Origin of the sequence: Modestobacter versicolor, assembly GCF_014195485.1 — a bacterium.
GTDB classification, from domain to species: Bacteria; Actinomycetota; Actinomycetes; order Mycobacteriales; family Geodermatophilaceae; genus Modestobacter; species Modestobacter versicolor.
Map to the genome: position 1 here is coordinate 1,023,127 of NZ_JACIBU010000001.1, position 19,291 is coordinate 1,042,417.

Sequence of the window (19,291 nt, forward strand, 5' to 3'; positions counted from 1 at the left end):
GTGCCCGGCCCGGAGGACGTCGGCCCGGCTGCCCGGCCACCGTCGCCCCACCTCCGATGCCCGGCGGTGGAGTCGTGCCCGGCCGGCCCGCCCGGGGTGGGATGCTGGGACCGGTCGCGGCGCCCTGCCGCGGCCCGGGTCCCGCGCCGCGGGGCCCTCGACGTCCCGGGCGCCGCCCGGGCCAGGCGGGGAGGCAGGGGTGCCGGCAGTGGTGGCGACCGGCACGGTGGCGGCGGACGCCGGAGCGGCCCCGCCTCCGCAGACCCCGCGCCGGCGGCGGCCCTGGCGCACCGCGCTGGCCGCCCTCGGTGGCGCCGCCCTGGTGCTCTCCTTCCCCGGCTACGACCTGCCCTGGCTCGCCGTCCTCGGCCCGGCCGCCCTCGCGCTGGCCGTCCGCGGCCAGCGGGTGCGCAGCGGCGCCTGGCTCGGCCTGGTGCTGGGGCTGGTCTTCATGGTCCCGCTGCTGTCCTGGACCGGCATCTACGTCGGCCCGCTGCCGTGGCTGGCCCTGGCGGTCACCGAGGCGCTGTACTTCGCCGTGCTCGGCGCCGCCGCGGCCGCCACCTCCCGGCTGCCCGGCTGGCCGGTCTGGGCCGCCGCCCTGTGGGTGGCCGACGAGGCGCTGCGCGGTCGCTGGCCGCTGGGCGGGTTCCCGTGGGGCCGGCTGGGCTTCAGCCAGGTGGACGGTCCGTTCACCGCGCTCGCGGCCTACGGCGGCGTGCCGCTGGTCAGCTTCGCCGTGGCGCTCACCGGCGCCCTCCTGGCCGCCGCCGTCCTCGTGGTCGCCCGGGTGCTGCGCAGCCCCGACCGGGCGACCGGGCGGCGGGCGGCCGTGCTGGCCGTCGTCGGGGCGCTCGCCGTCCCGCTGGTCGGTGCCGTGGCCTGGCTGCCGCTGGCCGGCCCCTCGCTCACCGAGGGCGGGCCCACCCGCACGGTGGCGGTGATCCAGGGCAACGTGCCGCGCGCCGGGCTGGACTTCAACGCCCAGCGCCGGGCCGTGCTGGACAACCACGCCACCCAGACCGAGGAGCTCGCCGCCGCGGTGGCCCGCGGTGAGGCGGCCCAGCCCGACCTGGTCGTCTGGCCGGAGAACAGCTCCGACATCGACCCCTACGCCAACGCCGACGCCGCGCGGGTCATCTCCCGGGCCGCCGAGGCCATCGGTGCGCCGATCCTGGTGGGCGCGGTGGTCGACGGCCCGGGGCGGTTCATCTCCAACACCGGCATCGTCTGGGACCCGGTCACCGGGCCGGGGGAGACCTACGTCAAGCGGCACCCGGTGCCGCTGGCCGAGTACGTGCCCGCCCGGTCGTTCTTCCGCTTCTTCAGCCCGCTGGTCGACCGGGTCACCGACTTCGCGCACGGCACCCAGGACGGCAACCTCACCATCGCCGGGGCGAACGTCGGCGACGTCATCTGCTTCGAGGTCGCCTACGACGGGCTGGTGGGCGACGTCGTCGACGGCGGCGCCGGGATGGTCGTCGTCCAGACCAACAACGCCACGTTCGGCTTCACCGACGAGAGCGCCCAGCAGCTGGCGATGAGCCGGCTGCGCGCGGTCGAGTTCGGCCGCACCGTGGTGGTGGCGGCCACCAGCGGCATCAGCGCGATCGTCGCCCCCGACGGCTCGCTGGTGCACCGCTCGGAGCTGTTCACCCCCGACACCTTCGTCGAGCCGATCGCCCAGCGGGACTCCCGCACGATCGCCGAGCGGCTCGACGCCACCCCGGAGTGGGTGCTGACCGCGCTGGCCCTGGGCGCCGTCCTCGCCGTCGCCGTCCCGGGTCTCACCCGCCGGCGGGCGGCCCGCCGGTCCGCCCGGTGACCGGCCGGGCACAGCCGCTGGGCCCGGTCCTCGTCGTCGTCCCGACGTACGACGAGGTGGCGAACCTGGGCCCGGTGCTCGACCGGCTGCACGCCGCGGTGCCCACGGCGCACGCGCTCGTGGTCGACGACAACTCCCCGGACGGCACCGGCGCCCTCGCCGACGCCCGGGCGGCCGCCGACGAGCGGGTGCACGTGCTGCACCGCACCGCCAAGGCCGGGCTGGGCCCGGCCTACGTGGCCGGCTTCACCTGGGCCGCCGAGCACGGCTACGCGGTCGTCGTGGAGATGGACGCCGACGGCTCGCACCCACCGGAGCGGCTGCCGGCGCTGCTGGCCGCGCTCGAGGACGCCGACCTGGTGCTCGGCTCGCGCTACGTGCCCGGCGGCGAGGTCGTCGACTGGCCGCCGCACCGGCTGGCACTGTCCCGGGCCGGGAACCTCTACACCCGCTGGGCGCTACGGCTCCCGCTGGCCGACGCCACCGGCGGCTTCCGGGCGGCGCGGATGGAGCTGGTGGCGTCGCTGCCCTTCGACGAGGTGGCCAGCCAGGGCTACTGCTTCCAGGTCGACTGGGCCTGGCGCGCGGTCCGGTCGGGGGCCCGGGTGGTCGAGGTGCCGATCGCCTTCAGCGAACGCACAGCCGGGCGGAGCAAGATGAGCGGCTCGATCGTTGGAGAGGCACTGGCACGGGTGACCTGGTGGGGAGTCCTGGACCGGCTGGCCGATCGGCTGCCCGGACGGGTGACCCGTCCCGTGCCGGGACGTGCCCGAGGTGGGTGGCGGACGAAGGTGCTCCGGTAGGGGGCACCCGCCGCCCACCGGGCGGAGGAGGAGCGCACATGGCCACCGGCTACTCGGCGCAACGGACGTCACGCCGCCCGTCGTCGCGACTGCGGACGGCGATCGGGCTGGGAGCCCTGGCCGAGGTCGTGGTCTACGTCCTCGTCGCCTCCTGGATCGGCGTGGGCCTGACCGTGCTCGCCACGCTGGCCACCAGCGCCCTGGGCTGGGTGCTGCTGGCCCGGCAGGGCACCAAGGCCCTGGGCGAGCTGCGCCAGCGGGCGGAGGAGCACCGCGCCCCCGGGCGCGCCCTGGGCGACGCCGGGCTGATCGCGCTCGGCGGGCTGCTGATGGTGCTGCCCGGCTTCATCGGCGACCTGCTGGGCCTGCTGTGCCTGCTGCCGTTCACCCGCGCGCTGCCCCGGGCGCTGTTCGCCCGGGCCCTGGCCAACCGGCTGCCCGACGCGATGCGCGGCCCGGTGCGGGTGCGCTCGGTGCGCACGGAGACCGTCAGCGGTCCCCAGGAGCCGTTCCGCGCCGGCCCGGCCACCCGGGTCATCGAGGGCGAGGTCGCCCCGTAGCGGACCCCGGACGCACGAGAGCCCCAGCGGGCGGACCCGCTGGGGCTCTCGTGCAGTGCTGGGTTCAGCTGGCGCGCGTGCGCCGCCCGCGGAGCACCTCGAGGCGCTCGGCCAGGACCTCCTCGAGGTCGTCCACCGAACGGCGCTCCAGGAGCATGTCCCAGTGCGTGCGCGGCGGCTTCACCTTCTTGGGGGCCGGCTCGGCGCCACCGACGAGCTTGGCGGCCGAACCGTCGTACTTGCACTCCCACGTGTCGGGGAGCTCCGCGTCGTCGGCGAAGGGCACCGTGACGAGGTGGCCCTGAGGGCACCGGTACTCGGCGTACTGCCGCTCGATGGGCGCGGTGTTGCGCTCGGTCTCATAGCTCACGCTGCCCAGTCGGCTTCCGCGCAGGGATCGCTCGCCCATGGCACACCGTCCTCTCGTGCTGATTCGGTCAGTCCTGGATGCCCGGGCAGCCGCATGCTCACGCATCCGGTGCGGGGTGTCGCAGGGGTCAACGACAGATGAAGGAAAAAGATTTCCGCGTCGTCAGCGCTCGATCATCCCACATGATGAGAGATCGACCGGCGGCCACCCCCAGCGGGTGAGGTGCCGGCCTCAGCGCAGGGCGAGCTGACCCGGCCCGGTCGGCATCGGGCCGAGCTGCCCGCGGCTGTAGTGACGGCGGCACAGCACCTGGTACCGGACGGCGTCAGCACCCTCGCCGTCGGCCGCCGCGGCGGCCTCGGGCGCCGGGGCGGTGTCGGCGACCACCACCGTGGCGCCCTCGCGCACCATCTCGCCCCCGACGACGCGGGCGTTGAGCAGCCCGCGCAGGCCGCACCAGCACAGCACCTCGACCTGGACCCGCTGGACGTCGTCGGCGAGCTCGAACAGCCGCTGGGTGCCGGGGAAGAGCCGGGTGCGGAAGTCGGTGGTGAGGCCGAAGGCGTAGACGTCGACGTGGAACTCGTCGACCAGCTCGGCCAGCTGCTCGACCTGCGCGCCGGTGAGGAACTGCGCCTCGTCCACGATCAGGTAGTCGACCCGGTGCCCAGCGGCCCAGCGGTCGCGGACCAGCAGCCGCACGTCGGTGCCGGCGTCCAGCTCGACCGCCGCGCGGCGCAGCCCCACCCGGGAGCTGATCTGCGGGCTGCCGGAGCGGTCGCCCTGGGTCAGCAGCACACCGTGCCGGCCCTGCCGGCTCTGGTTGTGGTCGACCTGCAGCGCGAGGGTGGACTTCCCGCAGTCCATCGGGCCGTGGAAGAACACCAGGTGCGCCGGCGCGGGGTGCCGGCGGCGGTCGCCCGACGCCGGGACGGAGTCGGGCGCGGTCAGGGGGGAGGGGGTCACAGGCGCTCCGGAGGGGTGTTGCCGGCCTCGACGATCGCCTGCCGCAGGTCGAGCTTCGCCAGCAGGACACCGCCCACGACGAAGAAGACGACCAGGCTGATGATGGCGTAGCGGTAGGAGTCGGTCAGCTGGAAGGTCAGCGCGAACAGGAACGTGCCCAGCCAGCTCGTCCCGCGGTCGGAGATCGTGTAGAAGCCGAAGTACTCGGCCTCCTTGCCGGCCGGGATCAGCTGGCTGAACAGCGACCGGGACAGCGCCTGGGTGCCGCCGAGCACGAAGCCGATGACGACGGCGAGCAGGTAGAACTGCACGGCGGCACCGGCGGTGAGGAAGCACGCCGCCACCAGGACGCCGACCCAGACCACCAGCGAGCCGAGCACGGTGCGCTTGGCGCCGGCGGACTCGGCGACCCGGCCCATCGCCCGGGCACCGACGAAGGCGACCACCTGGACCAGCAGGATGGCCGACACCAGGGTGGTCTGGGACAGGTCCAGCTCCTCGGAGCCGAACTGCGCCGACACGGTGATCACCGTCTGGACGCCGTCGTTGAACAGCAGGTAGGCGCCGAGGAACCACAGCGTCAGCCGGTACTGGCGCATGTCGCGCAGGGTGGCGCGCAGCTGGCGGGTCGAGGTGCGCAGCGCCTGCCCGGTGGTGGGCACGACGACGCCGTCGCCCGGCCGGCGGTTGCGCAGCAGCGCGATGCTGACCACGGCGAACGCCGCCCACCACACCCCGGCCGAGGACAGGCAGATGCGCACCGCCTCGGACTCGGTGACCCCCAGCTGCTCGTACTGGGTGTAGAGCACCAGGTTGGCCGCCAGCAGCAGCGCGCCACCGAGGTAGCCCAGCGCCCAGCCCCGGCTGGAGACCGCATCCCGCTCGTCGGGGCCGGCCAGGTCGGGCAGCCAGGAGTAGTAGACGACGGTGGCCGCGCCGAAGGCGATGTTGGCCACGATGAACAACCCGGAGCCCAGCAGGTAGCCGTCGCCGGCCAGGAAGAACAGCGCCATGGTGCACAGCGACCCGACGAGGGTGAAGGCGGCCAGCAGCTGCCGCTTGCGCCCCGAGCTGTCGGCGACCGCGCCGGCGACCGGCAGCACGATCACCTGCAGCACCACCGACAGCGACACGACGTACCCGAACAGGCTGCCCGGCGGGATGCTGATGCCCAGCGGGTGGATCCGGCCGTCGGCGTCGGCGGCCGCCTCGGCCACCGAGGTCAGGTACGGCGCCAGGAAGACGCTGATGACCGTGGTGTTGAAGGCCGACATCGCCCAGTCGTAGGAGTACCAGCCGAGCCGTTCCCGGCGCAGTGCCGGGTCGGCGGCGGCCGGCGGGGACGTCGGGGACGTCGCCCCGGCGGGGGCAGCGTGGTCGGTCACGGGCGGAGGGTGCCAGCCGGGCGGGGCCGGGTCCAGCAGGAGGTGGTCACGGGATGTCGTCCGGGACGACGCCGCCCGGGAAGGCGGCGACCGCGGTGGCCGGGCGGGTGGCGTCGGGGAAGGCGATCCGGTCGGCCGGCTCCCCGGCCCGCAGCGGCGCCAGCCCGCGGGTCAGCGCGGCGGCGATCCGGGTGCGGGCCCGGTGGGCGTCGCCGAGCCGGCCGGGCGCCAGGTCCTCGAAGAACACCGGTGGTCCCAGGTGCACCCGCAGCGCGGGCCGCCGCCGGACGGCGCTGAGCAGGGTGCGCACCTTCCCCCAGTCGGTGCGGTACTGCAGCACCTCGTGGGCGCCCCACTGGCTGACCGGCACCACCGGGACGCCGGCGGCCAGCGCCATCCGGGCCAACCCGGTGCGGCCGCGCTCAGGCCAGCCGTCCGGGGTCAGCCCGATCCGGCCCTCCGGGTAGGCGACGACGTGCCCGCCGTGGGCCAGCGCCACCTGGGTGACCCGCAGCGCATGCGGGGCCAGGTCGGTGCCGCGCTCCACCCGGATGCCGCCGCAGCGCTCCAGCAGCGGGCCGACGACCGGGACGGTCATGATCCCGCTCTTGACCAGGAACCGCGGCCGCACCCCGGCGCGGTGCAGCGCGACGCCGATCACGAAGGTGTCGAAGTCGCCGATGTGGTTGACCGCCAGCAGCAGGGGCCCCTCGCGCAGCTTCGGCGGGATGCTGCCGGTGACCTCGATGCGGCCGAAGACGCCCGGCACCCAGCCGAACCAGCGGAGCACGAACCCCCAGAACCACCAGTGCGGCGCCGCGGCGATGGCCAGCTCGCGGGCGAACCAGTCGGGGTCACCGGGCTGCAGCTGGTCGGCGAGCCCGGGTGGCAGCGGGGGAGCGGGCGGCCGCCAGTCGCGCAGCGTCATGCGCCGGTCCACTGACCCCGGGAGACGAGCAGGTCGCGGAGCATGGACGGGCGGTCGGTCATCACGCCGTCGACGCCCAGGTCGAGCATCTCGGTGGCCGCGGCCTCGGTGTCGACGGTCCAGACGTGCACCTGCAGGCTGCGGGCGTGGGCCGCGTCGATGAACCGCTCGTCGACCAGCGGCCGGCCACCGAGCTGCAGCGGTACCTGCGCGCAACCGGCCTGGATGCGCACCAGCCCGGCCGCGCGCGGCGAGTAGGAGGACAGCCGCAGCGCCGCGACCCCCCGCGGGCCCAGCGAGGTGCAGACGTCGGGGCCGAACAACCGGCGGGCGGCCGCGATCCGGGCGTCGGAGAACGAGCCGAGGCAGATCCGGTCCTCCACCTGCAGCCGGCGCACCAGCCGCACCAGCGGCGCGAGGACGCCGGCGGCCTTGATGTCGAGGTTGAACCGGACGTCGGGCCAGGCGCCGAGCAGGTCCTCCAGCCGCATGATCGGCTCGCGGCCGCCGATCAGCGCCGTCCGCACCTCCCGCCAGGGCAGCGACTCGACCCGGCCGCTGCGGTCGGTGACCCGGTCCAGCGTCGGGTCGTGGAAGACCACCAGCTCGCCGTCGACGGTGACCCGGACGTCGGTCTCCAGGTAGCGGTAGCCCAGCGCCACGCACGCCTCGAACGCCGGCATGGTGTTCTCCAGGTGCTCGATGGCGCCCCCGCGGTGCGCCATCGCCACCGGGGTCGGCCCGTCGAGGAAGGCGTAGCGCGGGCCCGGCACGCCTCCACGCTAGTGCCGTGGTCGGACGGCGTGTCGGGGGGTTCCGGACGGCGGTGGTCGGCGGCCGCTGGCGTGTCCGGCCGGGACTGTCAGCAGGGGCGTCTACCGTCGCTGGCGTGGCGGTGGACCGGGCTGAGCAGCAGGCCGAGCGCAGGGCCGAGCATCCGGCCGAGCACGGGCTGCGCGCCCGGCCGGCCCCGCGGAAGCGGCGTGCCGACGGCGAGGAACGGCGCTGCGGCTGGTGCCGCAGCGTGCTGCCCGCCCAGGAGTCCGTGGGCCGGCCGCGGCTGTACTGCGGCCAGGCCTGCCGGCAGCGGGCCTACGAGCAGCGGTCGGCGACGGCGAAGGCGGGGTTGTCCGCCGACGTCGTCCTGGTCACCCGGGCCGAGCTCGACGGCCTGCAGGACCGGCTGTTCCAGCTGCGCTGCGCGATCGAGGATGTGCAGACCCTGCTGACCGAGAAGCCGACCAAGGCCGAGCTCGAGCGGTCGCTCGCCGAGCTGGTCCGGTCGACGGGCCGGCTGGACCGGCTGTGGCTGAACGGCAAGACACCCGGCTGATCGCCTCGATACCGTCACTGTGACGGTGATCACCCGGGGGAGCGAGCACCACAGGGGAGGGGCACCCGGAGCACCCCTCCCCGCGGGTCAGTTGTTGTCGCCGTCCTCGTTGTTGTCCCGGTCCTCGTTGCCGGTGGTGTTGCGGTCGTCGTTGTCCGGCAGGTTGCCCTGCGAGGTGCCGCCGGGGTTCGCGCCGGAGGTGTTGGTGCCGTCGTCGTCGGTCGTACCGTCGTTGCGCTCCTGACCGCCGCCGGCCGGGCTGCAGGCGGTCAGCGAAGCCGGTCCGCCGACCAGGGCCAGTGCGATGAAGATGCCAGCGACCGGGCGTCGGATGTTCATGGCTCGACCCTACGAAGGGATCCGCCCGGCCGCCCGTCGGAACGGCCGAACCTGGTTGATTTCGTCAGAGTGACGTATCGAGGCGGGTGCGGCGAGACCGGGGGACCGAGGGGTGGACGGCGTCCGACCCATCGACGGGCAGCACAGGGGCGCACGGGCCATGCCGGTGGGCGGAGCCGGTCACGATCACCATGGCGGGGGAGTTGATCATGGGGATCGAGGCCGGCGAGCATGATCGACATCATCGGAACGGCCGAGCCGGGACGACGTCGACCCGGCGGCCTGGTGCGCGCACGAACGGTGTCGGAGGCGGGACTAGGCCGGCCGGCGTCCGGAGACCGCCCGGCAGTCGACGACGGCGTCCCGACCGGCTCACGAGCACGCATCGGCGGACGACGAGATCAGCTGACGGATCAGCCCCTTCCGGCCCGCAGGCTGTCCGCCGATAATCGACATTATGTCAAGTAGTGCAGAGCGGAGTGGTTCAGGACCCGCTGCCCCGGAGTCCGTCGACCAGCCGCTTCGCCGTTGTCAGGCTCAGCCTCGGGTCGGCCCTCCGCAGCGCCGCGATCAACGCCACCGGGTCGCCGGCCGGATCGACGCGGTGCTCGGCGGCGAGGGCCCGCAACCGCTCCGGTGACCACTCGGTCACCGCGACAGCCTCCCGCTGGTCCCGCTCCCGGACCGCGCCCGGACGGCTGCGGCGCAACCCGATCAGGCCGCCGACCGCCACGAGGCGACCCAGCAGGGCCCAGTACCAGCTCCCGGTGACCAGCGCCGCCACCAGCACGACTGCGCCGGCGACGGTCCAGCCGGCCTCCAGCCACCAGGTCAGCGCAGGACGCTCGTTCCGTCGTCCCCCCGCGGTCGACGTCATCGGTCCCTCACCGGTTGCGGGTCCACTCGACCAACGTATCGCCCGTTCCCGCTCACCCGGTGAACGCGACGTCGGATGCCGGCTCGCTCAGTGCCAGTCGCTGACCTGCACGTCCCGCGGCGCGGGCGCGCCACGACCCGTCTCGACCAGCGACTTCAGGCTGAGCAGGAACGTCGCCCACTTGGTGCTGCAGTGGTGCATGAACTCCACCGGCTCGCGCCAGCCCGCGTGGGTGAACAGCACGACCGTCCAGTCGCCGTCCTGGCGCAGCTCCCAGTCGACCGTCGTCCCCACCCACTCCGCCGGGCCGTCGACGACCCGCCAGGTCACCCGCTTGCCCGGCGTCGCCTCGAGCACCTCCATGTCGAAGCCGCCGACCGGCGGGAACCGGAACTCCAGGACGGCGCCCACCTCGGTGCTCCCCCGGACCTCGGCGGTCCACCAGCCGACCAGGCCCTCGACCGTCGTCAGCGCCTCGTACACGCGCTCCGGCGTCGGGGTCCGGACCCCGACCCGGTGCAGGACGTCCACCATCTCGCTCCTCCTGACTCGTGCAACCCTTGGTTGCACAGAAGGTTAGCCACGCGGAACCAATATGTGCAACCCCTGGTTGCGCATGGCAGGAACCGCTCACCCGTCGTCGCGCACCAGGCAGAACGGGTGCCCGGCCGGGTCGAGCAGCACCCGGACGTCCGGCTGCGGCTGGTGGTCGGCGAGCATGGCGCCCAGCGCCACCGCGTCCTCGACGGCGGAGTCCAGGTCACCGACCTGGAAGTCCAGGTGCACCATCGGCCGCTGCTCTCCCGCCACCGGCGGCCACACCGGCGGCCGGTAGTCGTCCGCCTGCTGGAACACGACGAACACCGAGCCCTCCGGAGCGGCCAGGACCGTCGTCCCCGGCTCCTCGTGACCGATCGGCCAGTCCAGCAGCTGGGCGTAGAAGCGGGCGAGCGCGCCGGGGTCGGGCGCCTCGATCGCCGCTCCCCACCACATGCCCGTCGTCCGGGATCGCATGCCGAGCAGCCTGCTGGTCGCGACCGGCCCGCGTCCACGGCGCCGGGGTGTCCTCCGGACGCGCACTGTCCGGATGGCCCGTTACGGTCCGCGCCATGGCCGAGTTCGCCGACGCCGACCTGCGCGGCTCCCGCTTCTCCCGCGTCGACCTCTCGGGCAGCCGGTTCGCCGAGGTGGTGCTCACCGGCGCGGTGCTCCGCGGCGTCGAGCTCGTCGACGTCGAGATCGACGGGTACCTGCAGCACCTGGTCGTGAACGGGGTGGACGTCGTCCCGCTGGTCGAGGCGGAGCTCGACCGCCGGGACCCCGACCGGGCGCTGCTGCGCCCCACCGACCCGGCCGGCTTCCGCGCGGCCTGGGACGTCGTCGAGCGCCGGTGGGCGGCCACGGTCGAGCGGGCCCGCCGGCTCGACCCCGCGCAGCTGCACGAGTCGGTGGACGGCGAGTGGTCGTTCGTCGAGACCCTGCGGCACCTGGTGTACGCCACCGACGCCTGGGTGCGGCGAGCCGTGCAGGGCGACCCCGCGCCGTGGCACCCGTGGGGCCTGCCGGCGGACGGCCTGCCCGGCGACCCGGGCGCCTCCCGCGACCCGGCGGTCCGGCCGTCGCTGGACGAGGTGCTCGCCGTGCGGCGGGAGCGGATGGCCGGCGTCCGCGCGCTCGTCGACGGCCTGACCGCGGAGTCGCTGGCCGCGGACACCGAGCCGGTGGCCGCCTCGGGGGGCTGGCCGCCGCCGGTCAGCCACCGGGTCGCCGACTGCCTGCGGGTGGTGCTGGACGAGGAGTGGGAGCACCGGCGGTTCGCCGAGCGCGACCTGACCGTGCTGGAGTCGCGTCCGCAGTGACCAGGAGCCCCTCCTCCCCTGGGTTCGACCCGATGACCGCCGAACGAGGGCCTGGCGACGAGCGGCCGAGCTGGCTGCGCCGGCTCTGGGGCTACGCCCGCCGGCACCCGGGCGTCGTCGCCGCTGCCGCCGCCGCGGCGCTCGCCGGTGCGCTGCTGCCCGCCGGGGTGCCGTTGCTCGTCCGCCACGTGCTCGACACCCTGGTGGCCGACCCGGGCAGCGACGTCCGGCCCTGGCTGGGCGTGCTGCTGGCCGTGGCGGTGGCCCAGTACGGCGTCAGCTGGGCCGGGCGCTACAGCTCCGCCCGGCTGGGCTTCGGCATCCAGCACGACGTGCGCACCGACCTGTTCGCGGCGCTCACCCGGCTGGACGGGCGCGGCCAGGACCGGCTGGACACCGGGCAGGTGGTGAGCCGGTCGGTCACCGACCTGGCCGTCCTCGGCGGGGTGCTGGTGTTCGCCCCGGCGGTCGCGTCGGGCCTCGTGCTGTTCGGCCTCTCGCTGGCCGTGATGCTGGTGCTCTCCCCGCTGCTCACCCTGGTCACGGTGAGCGTCGCGCCGGCGCTGTGGTGGCTGTCCCGGCGCACCGCGCGCGACCTCTTCCCGGCCAACTGGGACGCCTCCCAGCGGGCCGGTGAGCTGGTCGGGCACGTGGACGCCGCGGTGGCCGGCGTCCGGGTCGTCAAGGGCTTCGGCCAGGAGGAGCGGGAGCTCGACGGGCTGGACCGGCAGGCGCGGCGGCTGTACGCCAGCCGGTTGCGGGCCGTCCGGCTGCAGTCGCGCTACGGGCCGGCGCTGGCCGCCGTCCCGATGCTCGGGCAGGTCGGGGTCCTGCTGCTCGGCGGCCTGCTGGCCCTCGACGGGCAGATCACCCTGGGCACCCTGCTCGCCTTCGCCACCTACCTGTTCCAGCTGGTCGCCGCCACGCAGATGCTCTCCGAGATGCTGGTGGTCGGCCCGCAGGCCAGGGCCGGGCTGGAGCGGATCGGCGAGCTGCTGGACGCCCCCGCCGGCGTGCAGGACGCCGAGGACGCCGTCGACCTGCCCGGCGGACCGCTCGCGGTCGAGTTCGACGACGTCTCGTTCGGCCACGGCGGCCGGCCGGTGCTCGCCGGGTTCAGCCTGACCATCGCGCCCGGCGAGACGGTCGCCGTCGTCGGCGCCTCCGGCTCGGGCAAGTCGACGCTCGTGCAGCTGCTCGGCCGCTGGTACTCCCCCGACGCCGGCGCGGTGCGGGTGGGCGGCATCGACGTCCGCCGGCTCCGGTCGGCCGGCCTGCGGGGCAGCACCGGCACCGTCTTCGAGGAGAGCGTGCTCTTCTCCGACACGGTGGCGGCGAACATCGCCCACGCCCACCCCGACGCCGACCGCACCGAGGTGACCGCGGCCGCCACGCTGGCCGAGGCCGACGGTTTCGTCACGGCCCTGCCCGACGGCTACGACACCGTCGTGGGCGAGCGCGGGCTCACCCTCTCCGGCGGGCAGCGGCAGCGGCTGGCCATCGCCCGGGCGGTGCTGGGCGGCCCGCGGCTGCTGGTGCTCGACGACGCCACCTCCGCGGTCGACCCGCGGGTCGAGGCGCGGATCGTCGGGCGGCTGCGCGACGCCCCCGCCCGGACGACGCTGCTCATCGCGCACCGCCGCTTCACGCTGCAGCTGGCCGACCGGGTGGTCGTGCTGGCCGGCGGCCGGGTGGCCGCCGTGGGCACGCTCGCGGAGCTGGAGGCCACCAGCCCGGAGTTCCGCCGGCTCTTCTCCCCCACCGACGACGACGCGCAGGTCAGCAGCCACGCCCGGACGGCGCTCGCCGCCACCACGGCGAGCGCGTTCCGCTCGCCGCTGATGGGCGGCCAGGCTCCACCGCAGGGCGTGGGCGTGTCCGGGAGCATCGCCGGGGCAGCGGTGGCCGACCCCGAGCTGCTCGCCCGGGTCGCTGCCCTTCCCCCGGCCACCGGCGACCCGGAGATCTCCCCCGACCTGGCCCGCTCCCCCGACCCGGGGTTCTCCCTGGCGCGGCTGGTCCGCCCGGTGCGCCGCTGGCTGCTCGTCGGGCTGCTGCTGGTCGGGCTGGACGCCGCTGCCCGGCTGGTGCTCCCCGCGCTGGTGCGCAGCGGCGTGGACTCCGGGGTGACGGCCGGCTCGTCCGCCGTCCTGCTGGCCGTCAGCGCCGCCGGGCTGGCGCTGGTGCTCGCCGACTGGCTGGTCGCCGCCGCCTCGGAGCGGGTGAGCGGGCGCACCGGTGAGCGGCTGCTGTACCTGCTGCGGGTGAAGACCTTCGCCCACCTGCAGCGGCTGGGGCTCGACCACTACGAGCGCGAGCCCGCCGGCCGGACCATGACCCGGATGACCACCGACGTCGACGCGCTGTCGGCGTTCCTGCGCACCGGCCTCAGCACCCTGGTGGTCAGCGTGCTGACGGTGCTCGGCGTGCTGCTGGCCCTGGTGCTGCTGGACGCCTCGCTGGCGCTCGTCGTGCTCGCGGTGCTCCCGCTGCTGCTGGTGGCCACGGTCGTCTTCCGGCGCACCACCGTGCCGCTGTACGCCGAGGCCCGGGACCGGGTCAGCGGCCTCAACGCGACGCTGCAGGAGACCGTCGCCGGGCTGCGGGTCGTGCAGGCCGACGTCCGGGAGGAGCACGACCGCCGGCGCTTCACCCGGCAGTCCGCCGAGCACCTGGCCTCCCGGCTCCGCGCCCAGCGGCACATGGCCACCTACTTCCCGCTGGTCGTGCTGGTCAGCGACGTCGCCGCGGTCGTCGTCCTCGGGCTCGGCGCCTCCGGGCTCCGCGACGGCACGCTGACCGCCGGCGTCCTGATCGCCTTCTTCCTCTACCTCGACGCCCTGCTCGGGCCGGTGCAGCAGCTGTCCCAGGTGTTCGACGGCTACCAGCAGGCGTCGATCGGGCTGACCCGGCTGCGGGAGCTGCTGCGCACGGCGACGAGCACCCCGCAGCCGGCGCACCCGGTGCCGGTCGGGCGGCTGCGCGGCGAGATCAGCCTGGAGGGCGTCGCCTTCGGCTACGGCGGTGCCCACGACGTCCTCGCCGGCCTGGACCTGCACGTCCCGGCCGGGCAGACCGTCGCGATCGTCGGGGAGACCGGCGCGGGCAAGTCGACCGTGGTGAAGCTGGTGGCCCGGTTCTACGACCCGGCCCGGGGCACCGTGCGGGTCGACGGGCACGACGTGCGGACCCTCGACCTGGGCGGGTACCGCCGCCGGCTGGGGCTGGTGCCCCAGGAGCCCTACCTGGGCGCGGGCACGGTCGCCGAGGCGATCGCCTACGGCCGCCCGGAGGCGACCCCGGCCGAGGTCGAGGCGGCAGCCCGCGCGGTGGGGGCGCACGACGCGCTCGCCGCGCTGCCCGCCGGCTACGCCACCCAGGTCGGCGAGCGCGGCCGCAACCTGTCCGCCGGGCAGCGCCAGCTCGTCGCGCTGGCCCGGGCCGAGCTGGTCGAGCCCGACGTGCTGCTCCTCGACGAGGCGACCGCTGCGCTGGACCTCGCCAGCGAGGCCGTCGTGGCACGGGCGACCGCGCAGCTCACCCGCCGCCGGACGACGCTGGTCATCGCCCACCGGCTCAGCACCGCCGCCCGCGCCGACCGGGTGCTGGTGCTCGACGGCGGGCGGGTCGTCGAGGACGGCACCCACGCCGACCTGCTCGCCGCCGGCGGGAGCTACGCCGAGCTGTGGGCCTCCTACGCCGACCGGCCGATCGAGAACGCCCCGCGCCCGAGCGGCTGACCGATGAGTCCGCCGTCCGGCGCCGGTCTCCACCAGCAGTGCCCACCGACCGGAGGTCCCCCGTGCCCAGCACCGTCCAGCCCGTGATCGTCAGCCGCGACCTCGAGCGGCTGGCCGGCTTCTACCGGTCCCTGCTCGGTGCCGTGGAGACCGAGCGCGTCCCCGCCGAGGGGCCCACCTTCTTCGTCGGCCTGCGGATCGGCGACTCCGACCTCGGCGTGGTCTCCGACGGCGACGTCCCGGACGGCCCGCAGCGGATGCTGCTCAGCGTCGAGGTCCCCGACGTCGACGCGCTCCTCCCCCGGGTCACCGAGCTCGGCGGGCGCGTCTCCGGGCCGGCGAACGACATGCCGTGGGGCCAGCGGGTCGCCCACGTGCAGGACCCCGACGGCAACACCGTCAACCTCACCCAGCAGCTCTGACCCGCCGCCCGGGAGGCCGGGCGGCGGGTCGGAGCCGGGGGCTCAGGCGATCTCGGACCGCTGGATCCGGACCCACCCGATGGCCATCGGCAGCACGATCCACACCACGGCGGAGGTGGCCAGCTGCACCCAGCCCTGGCCGTCGAGCTCACCCTCGAACATCGGCTGGGAGGTGGTGCCCAGGTCCAGCCAGTCGCGCACCCAGTCCAGCGCGCTGACCAGGTTCACCACGATGGTGAACACGGTCGGGAGCACGAAGTACAGGACGATCGCCAGCGGCGAGCTGAGCAGCAGCATGCCGAACGCGACCCCGGAGAGCACGAACAGCACCTGCACGAGCAGCACCTGCCCGGCCTGGGCGCCGGACAGCGACCAGTCCATCGCCTGGTCGGTGACGACCGGGGTCAGCACCGTGGCCAGCACCGTGGCCGCCACCGTGGCGAGCACCCCGAGCACGCCGAGCACCGAGGCCGCCAGCACCTTGGCGGTGAGCACCCGGGACCGCCGGGGCACCAGGGTGAACGTGGTCATCGCGGTGCGCTGCGACCACTCGCTGGTGACCAGCAGGATGCCGAGCACCGGCAGCAGGATGGCGACCGGGAGCTGGGTGAAGGAGAAGTAGTCGGGGAACGTCTTGGGCGCGTCCTCGACGAACAGCGAGATCGCGACGACGGCCAGCGCCGCCAGCCCGATGGTGACCAGCAGCCACTTCCCGGCCCGGGTGTCGTAGGACTTGCGCAGCTCCACCCGGACCAGCGTGGGCAGGCTCGGCGGGGTCGGCTCCGGCAGCGTGCGGGGCCGGCCGGCGTCCAGGGTCGCGGCGCTCATGCCAGCACCTCCTCGACCTGCTGGCCGGCGCCGGCGTGACCGGTGAGCGACCGGAAGAGCCCTTCCAGGCCCTCTCCCCCGGCGGGGCGCAGCTCGGTCAGCACGACGCCGGCCGCGGCCACCGCCTGGCCGACCGCGAGCGCGTCGGCGTCGGCGAGGAGCGCGTCCTCCGGCCCCGGGCTCACCGCGATCCCGGCCGCCTGCAGCGCCCTGTCCAGCAGTGCCCGGTCGGGGCCGCGCACCAGGGTGCCCTTGCCGGCGAGCAGCTCGTCCTTGCTCCCCTGCGCCACGATCCGGCCGCCGGAGATGACCACCAGCTGGTCGGCCACCGCCTCGATCTCGTGCAGCAGGTGCGAGGAGAGCAGCACCGTGCCACCGCGGTCGGCGAACCCGCGCAGCAGGCCGCGCATCCAGAAGATGCCCTCGGGGTCCAGCCCGTTGGCCGGCTCGTCGAGCACCAGCACCTGCGGGTCGCCCAGCAGGGCGGTGGCCAGGCCGAGCCGCTGGCGCATGCCCAGCGAGTAGTTGCCCAGCCGCTTGCCGGCCGGCCGTCCCGCCAGGCCGACCCGGCCCAGCACCTCGTCCACCCGCTCCGGGCCGACGCCGAGCACCATCGCGGACAGGCTGAGCACCTCCCGGCCGGTGCGGCCGGCGTGCTGGGCGCCCGCGTCGAGCAGCACGCCCACCTGGCGGCCGGCGTTGGGGAGGTCGGCGTACCGGCGGCCGGCGATGGTGGCCGTGCCGCTGGTGGGGGTGGCGAGGCCGACCAGGGACCGCAGCGTCGTGGACTTGCCCGCGCCGTTGGGGCCGAGGAAGCCGGTGACCGTGCCCGGCTGGCAGCTGAAGGAGACGTCGGAGACGGCGACCTGCGCGCCGTACCGTTTGGTCAGGTGATCGATCGTGATCATGGTGCAGAGCCTGGCCGGGCCGGGTGGCTGCGCGCATCGGCCGGGAGTAGGACATCCGCGGGGCCGGCAGGCCGGAAGACGCTCCCCACCCGGGTGGAGGTAGACCTTCGTCGGTTCCGGTGGACCGGCCGGGCTCGTAGCCTCCGACTGTGAGCGTGACCGCCGGAGCCCCGGCCGCACCGGACCCCGGCCTCGAGCACCCCTCCCTGGTCCCGGCCCAGCTGCTCGCCGCCGCCGACGCGGCCCCCGAGCGCGGTCCGGACGGCGTCGGCAGCACCGGCGGCCGGCGCCGCGTCCAGCGCTCGGTCCGCGACTGGGTCGTCGACGTGACCTGCTTCCTGCTCGCCCTGCTGTCCGGCGCGGTCTTCGTCGGCGCAGCGCTGTCGGAGACGCCCCCTCCCCCGGACGGGCTCGTCCTCGCCGACGTCGTCGCCGGGGTCGCCGGGTGCCTGCTGCTGTGGTGGCGGCGGCGCTGGCCGGTCGCGGTCGCGGTGCTGCTCGCGCTGCTCGGCACCTTCTCCGACATGGCCAGCGGCGCCGTGGTCATCGCGCTGTTCACCGTCGCGGTGCACCGGCGGCTGCCGGTCGTGCTCGGGGTGGTGGCGGTCGGCCTGGCCAGCTTCGTCGTCTACACGGTCGTGCGGCCGACCGACGAGGTGCCGTACCCGATCGTGCTCGGGTTCGGGGTGCTGCTGTCGGCCGCGGTGGTGGCCTGGGGCATGTTCGTCCGGGCCCGCCGCCAGCTCGTGCTGAGCCTGCGCGAGCGTGCCCTGCGCGCCGAGCGCGAGCAGGTGCTGCAGGTCGACCGGGCCCGGCAGATGGAGCGCACCCGGATCGCCCGGGAGATGCACGACGTGCTGGCCCACCGGCTGTCGCTGCTGAGCATGCACGCCGGGGCGCTGGAGTTCCGGCCCGACGCCTCCCCCACCGAGATCGCCCAGGCCGCGGGCGTGGTGCGGGCCAGCGCGCGGCAGGCGCTGGAGGACCTGCGCGAGGTGATCGGCGTGCTGCGCGAGGGGCCGGACGGGAGCTCCAGCACCCGCCCCCAGCCCACCCTCGGCGACCTCCCGGCGCTGGTCGAGGAGTGCCGGCGGGCCGGCGTGCGGGTCCGGGCCGAGTACCGGGTGCCCGACCTGGGCTCCGCTCCCCCGGCCACCGGCCGCAACGCCTACCGCGTCGTCCAGGAGGCGCTGACCAACGTCCGCAAGCACGCCCCCGGCACGGTGGCCTCCGTCCGGGTCGAGGGCGGCCCGGGCACAGGGCTGACGATCGAGGTGCGCAACCCGCCCCCGGCCGGCGGTGAGCACCTGGTCCCGCTGCCCAGCGCGGGCACCGGCCTGGTCGGCCTGCTGGAGCGGATCAGCCTCGGCGGCGGCCACCTCGAGCACGGCTGGACGGCGGACGGCGAGTTCCGGCTGCTGGCGACGCTGCCCTGGCCGGCCGACTGGGCGTCCGCGTGAGGGAGCCGGTCCGGGTCCTCGTCGTCGACGACGACCCGCTGGTGCGCGCCGCGCTGGCGATGGTGCTGGGCGGGGCCGAGGACCTGGAGCTCGCCGGCGAGGCGACCGACGGCGACGAGGTGGCCGCGGCCGTCGAGGGCTGCTCCCCCGACGTCGTCCTGATGGACATCCGGATGCCGCGCACCGACGGGCTGACCGCGACCGAGCAGCTGCTGGCCCGCCGCGACGCCCCCGAGGTGATCGTGCTGACCACCTTCGACGCCGACGACCAGGTGCTGCGCGCGCTGCGGGCCGGGGCGAGCGGCTTCCTGGTCAAGGACACCCCGCCGGCGGCGATCGTCGAGGCGGTCCGCCGGGTGGCGGCCGGCGAGCCGATGCTCTCCCCCACCGTCACCCGCCAGCTCATCGCGCACGTGGCGGCCGCGGCCCCGGCCGCGCCCGGCGACGCCCGCGCCGACCGGGCCCGGGCGCGGCTGGACCAGCTCAGCGACCGGGAGCGCGAGGTGGCCCTGGCGGTCGGCCGGGGGCTGTCCAACGCGCAGATCGGCGCCGAGCTGTACCTGAGCGTGGCGACGGTGAAGGCGCACGTGTCCCGGCTGCTGGTGAAGCTGGACGTCGCCAACCGGGTGCAGATCGCGCTGCTGATGCACGACGCCGACCTGGTCTGATGGAGGACCCTCACGCCCCC

20 protein-coding genes are annotated in these 19,291 nt (G+C 75.3%); 9 read left to right on the plus strand and 11 right to left on the minus strand.

Annotation, left to right across the window (positions count from 1 at the left end; all coding sequences use genetic code 11):
- The first annotated feature begins 199 nt into the window (after positions 1-199).
- The 3 genes from lnt to FHX36_RS04955 are packed head-to-tail and all read left to right on the plus strand — an operon-like array spanning position 200 to position 3,188.
- The gene (lnt, locus tag FHX36_RS04945; RefSeq protein WP_110553603.1) at positions 200-1,825 is read left to right on the plus strand and encodes an apolipoprotein N-acyltransferase; all 1,626 of its coding nucleotides are present in this window, start codon (positions 200-202) and stop codon (positions 1,823-1,825) included.
- Complete coding sequence (locus FHX36_RS04950) at positions 1,822-2,628, plus strand: glycosyltransferase (RefSeq protein ID WP_183513545.1); 807 nt, start codon at positions 1,822-1,824, stop codon at positions 2,626-2,628. The genes lnt and FHX36_RS04950 overlap by 4 nt, the downstream gene beginning before the upstream one ends.
- 38 nt (positions 2,629-2,666) lie before the next feature.
- Positions 2,667-3,188: an FxsA family protein gene (locus tag FHX36_RS04955; protein ID WP_110554072.1), complete on the plus strand. Its 522-nt coding sequence runs from the start codon at positions 2,667-2,669 to the stop codon at positions 3,186-3,188.
- A gap of 64 nt (positions 3,189-3,252) precedes the next feature.
- Here FHX36_RS04955 and FHX36_RS04960 read toward each other — a convergent pair whose 3' ends face one another.
- The 5 genes from FHX36_RS04960 to FHX36_RS04980 form a co-directional block, all read right to left on the minus strand.
- Complete coding sequence (locus FHX36_RS04960; protein WP_110554073.1) at positions 3,253-3,597, minus strand: RNA polymerase-binding protein RbpA; 345 nt, start codon at positions 3,595-3,597, stop codon at positions 3,253-3,255.
- A 192-nt stretch (positions 3,598-3,789) separates the two neighbouring features.
- Positions 3,790-4,524: a thymidine kinase gene (locus FHX36_RS04965; protein WP_110554074.1), complete on the minus strand. Its 735-nt coding sequence runs from the start codon at positions 4,522-4,524 to the stop codon at positions 3,790-3,792.
- The gene (locus tag FHX36_RS04970) at positions 4,521-5,909 is read right to left on the minus strand and encodes an MFS transporter (RefSeq protein ID WP_110554075.1); all 1,389 of its coding nucleotides are present in this window, start codon (positions 5,907-5,909) and stop codon (positions 4,521-4,523) included. Before FHX36_RS04970 ends, FHX36_RS04965 begins: the two co-directional genes overlap by 4 nt.
- 46 nt (positions 5,910-5,955) lie before the next feature.
- Positions 5,956-6,837, minus strand: coding sequence for a lysophospholipid acyltransferase family protein (locus FHX36_RS04975; RefSeq protein WP_183513546.1), 882 nt, complete (start codon positions 6,835-6,837; stop codon positions 5,956-5,958).
- A complete protein-coding gene (locus FHX36_RS04980; protein WP_181428917.1) occupies positions 6,834-7,610 on the minus strand; it encodes a glycerophosphodiester phosphodiesterase family protein in 777 nt (258 codons plus the stop codon). Before FHX36_RS04980 ends, FHX36_RS04975 begins: the two co-directional genes overlap by 4 nt.
- A 116-nt stretch (positions 7,611-7,726) precedes the next feature.
- Here FHX36_RS04980 and FHX36_RS04985 point away from each other — a divergent pair, with 116 nt between their 5' ends.
- Positions 7,727-8,170, plus strand: coding sequence for a hypothetical protein (locus FHX36_RS04985; protein ID WP_246405414.1), 444 nt, complete (start codon positions 7,727-7,729; stop codon positions 8,168-8,170).
- Positions 8,171-8,257: 87 nt separating this feature from the next.
- On the opposite strand, the gene FHX36_RS04990 is transcribed toward FHX36_RS04985, so the two are convergent.
- From FHX36_RS04990 to FHX36_RS05005, 4 genes are all read right to left on the minus strand, one after another.
- Positions 8,258-8,509: a hypothetical protein gene (locus FHX36_RS04990; protein WP_110553912.1), complete on the minus strand. Its 252-nt coding sequence runs from the start codon at positions 8,507-8,509 to the stop codon at positions 8,258-8,260.
- A gap of 484 nt (positions 8,510-8,993) precedes the next feature.
- Complete coding sequence (locus FHX36_RS04995) at positions 8,994-9,386, minus strand: hypothetical protein (protein ID WP_110553913.1); 393 nt, start codon at positions 9,384-9,386, stop codon at positions 8,994-8,996.
- 87 nt (positions 9,387-9,473) lie between these two features.
- Positions 9,474-9,920 (minus strand): SRPBCC family protein, encoded by a 447-nt coding sequence (locus FHX36_RS05000; protein ID WP_110553914.1) that lies wholly within the window; start codon positions 9,918-9,920, stop codon positions 9,474-9,476.
- Positions 9,921-10,016: 96 nt separating this feature from the next.
- Entirely contained in the window at positions 10,017-10,400 is a 384-nt protein-coding gene (locus FHX36_RS05005) for a VOC family protein (protein WP_246405416.1), read from the minus strand.
- Between the two features lie 95 nt (positions 10,401-10,495).
- Here FHX36_RS05005 and FHX36_RS05010 point away from each other — a divergent pair, with 95 nt between their 5' ends.
- From FHX36_RS05010 to FHX36_RS05020, 3 genes are all read left to right on the plus strand, one after another.
- Complete coding sequence (locus FHX36_RS05010) at positions 10,496-11,245, plus strand: DinB family protein (protein WP_183513547.1); 750 nt, start codon at positions 10,496-10,498, stop codon at positions 11,243-11,245.
- A gap of 32 nt (positions 11,246-11,277) precedes the next feature.
- Positions 11,278-14,985 carry an ABC transporter ATP-binding protein gene (locus tag FHX36_RS05015; protein WP_183513548.1) on the plus strand — a complete coding sequence of 1,236 codons (3,708 nt, stop codon included), beginning with the start codon at positions 11,278-11,280 and terminating at the stop codon, positions 14,983-14,985.
- 62 nt (positions 14,986-15,047) lie between these two features.
- The gene (locus FHX36_RS05020) at positions 15,048-15,407 is read left to right on the plus strand and encodes a VOC family protein (protein ID WP_110552126.1); all 360 of its coding nucleotides are present in this window, start codon (positions 15,048-15,050) and stop codon (positions 15,405-15,407) included.
- A gap of 42 nt (positions 15,408-15,449) precedes the next feature.
- On the opposite strand, the gene FHX36_RS05025 is transcribed toward FHX36_RS05020, so the two are convergent.
- Both FHX36_RS05025 and FHX36_RS05030 read right to left on the minus strand, forming a co-directional pair.
- Positions 15,450-16,235, minus strand: coding sequence for an ABC transporter permease (locus tag FHX36_RS05025; RefSeq protein WP_110552127.1), 786 nt, complete (start codon positions 16,233-16,235; stop codon positions 15,450-15,452).
- Complete coding sequence (locus tag FHX36_RS05030; RefSeq protein WP_110552128.1) at positions 16,232-17,143, minus strand: ABC transporter ATP-binding protein; 912 nt, start codon at positions 17,141-17,143, stop codon at positions 16,232-16,234. The genes FHX36_RS05025 and FHX36_RS05030 overlap by 4 nt, the downstream gene beginning before the upstream one ends.
- Positions 17,144-17,292: 149 nt before the next feature.
- On the opposite strand from FHX36_RS05030, the gene FHX36_RS05035 reads away from it, so the two are divergent.
- Both FHX36_RS05035 and FHX36_RS05040 read left to right on the plus strand, forming a co-directional pair.
- Positions 17,293-18,603, plus strand: a complete 1,311-nt coding sequence (locus FHX36_RS05035) for a sensor histidine kinase (RefSeq protein WP_110552129.1) — start codon at positions 17,293-17,295, stop codon at positions 18,601-18,603.
- Positions 18,600-19,271: a response regulator transcription factor gene (locus tag FHX36_RS05040; protein ID WP_110552130.1), complete on the plus strand. Its 672-nt coding sequence runs from the start codon at positions 18,600-18,602 to the stop codon at positions 19,269-19,271. Before FHX36_RS05035 ends, FHX36_RS05040 begins: the two co-directional genes overlap by 4 nt.
- The last annotated feature ends 20 nt before the right edge of the window (positions 19,272-19,291 follow it).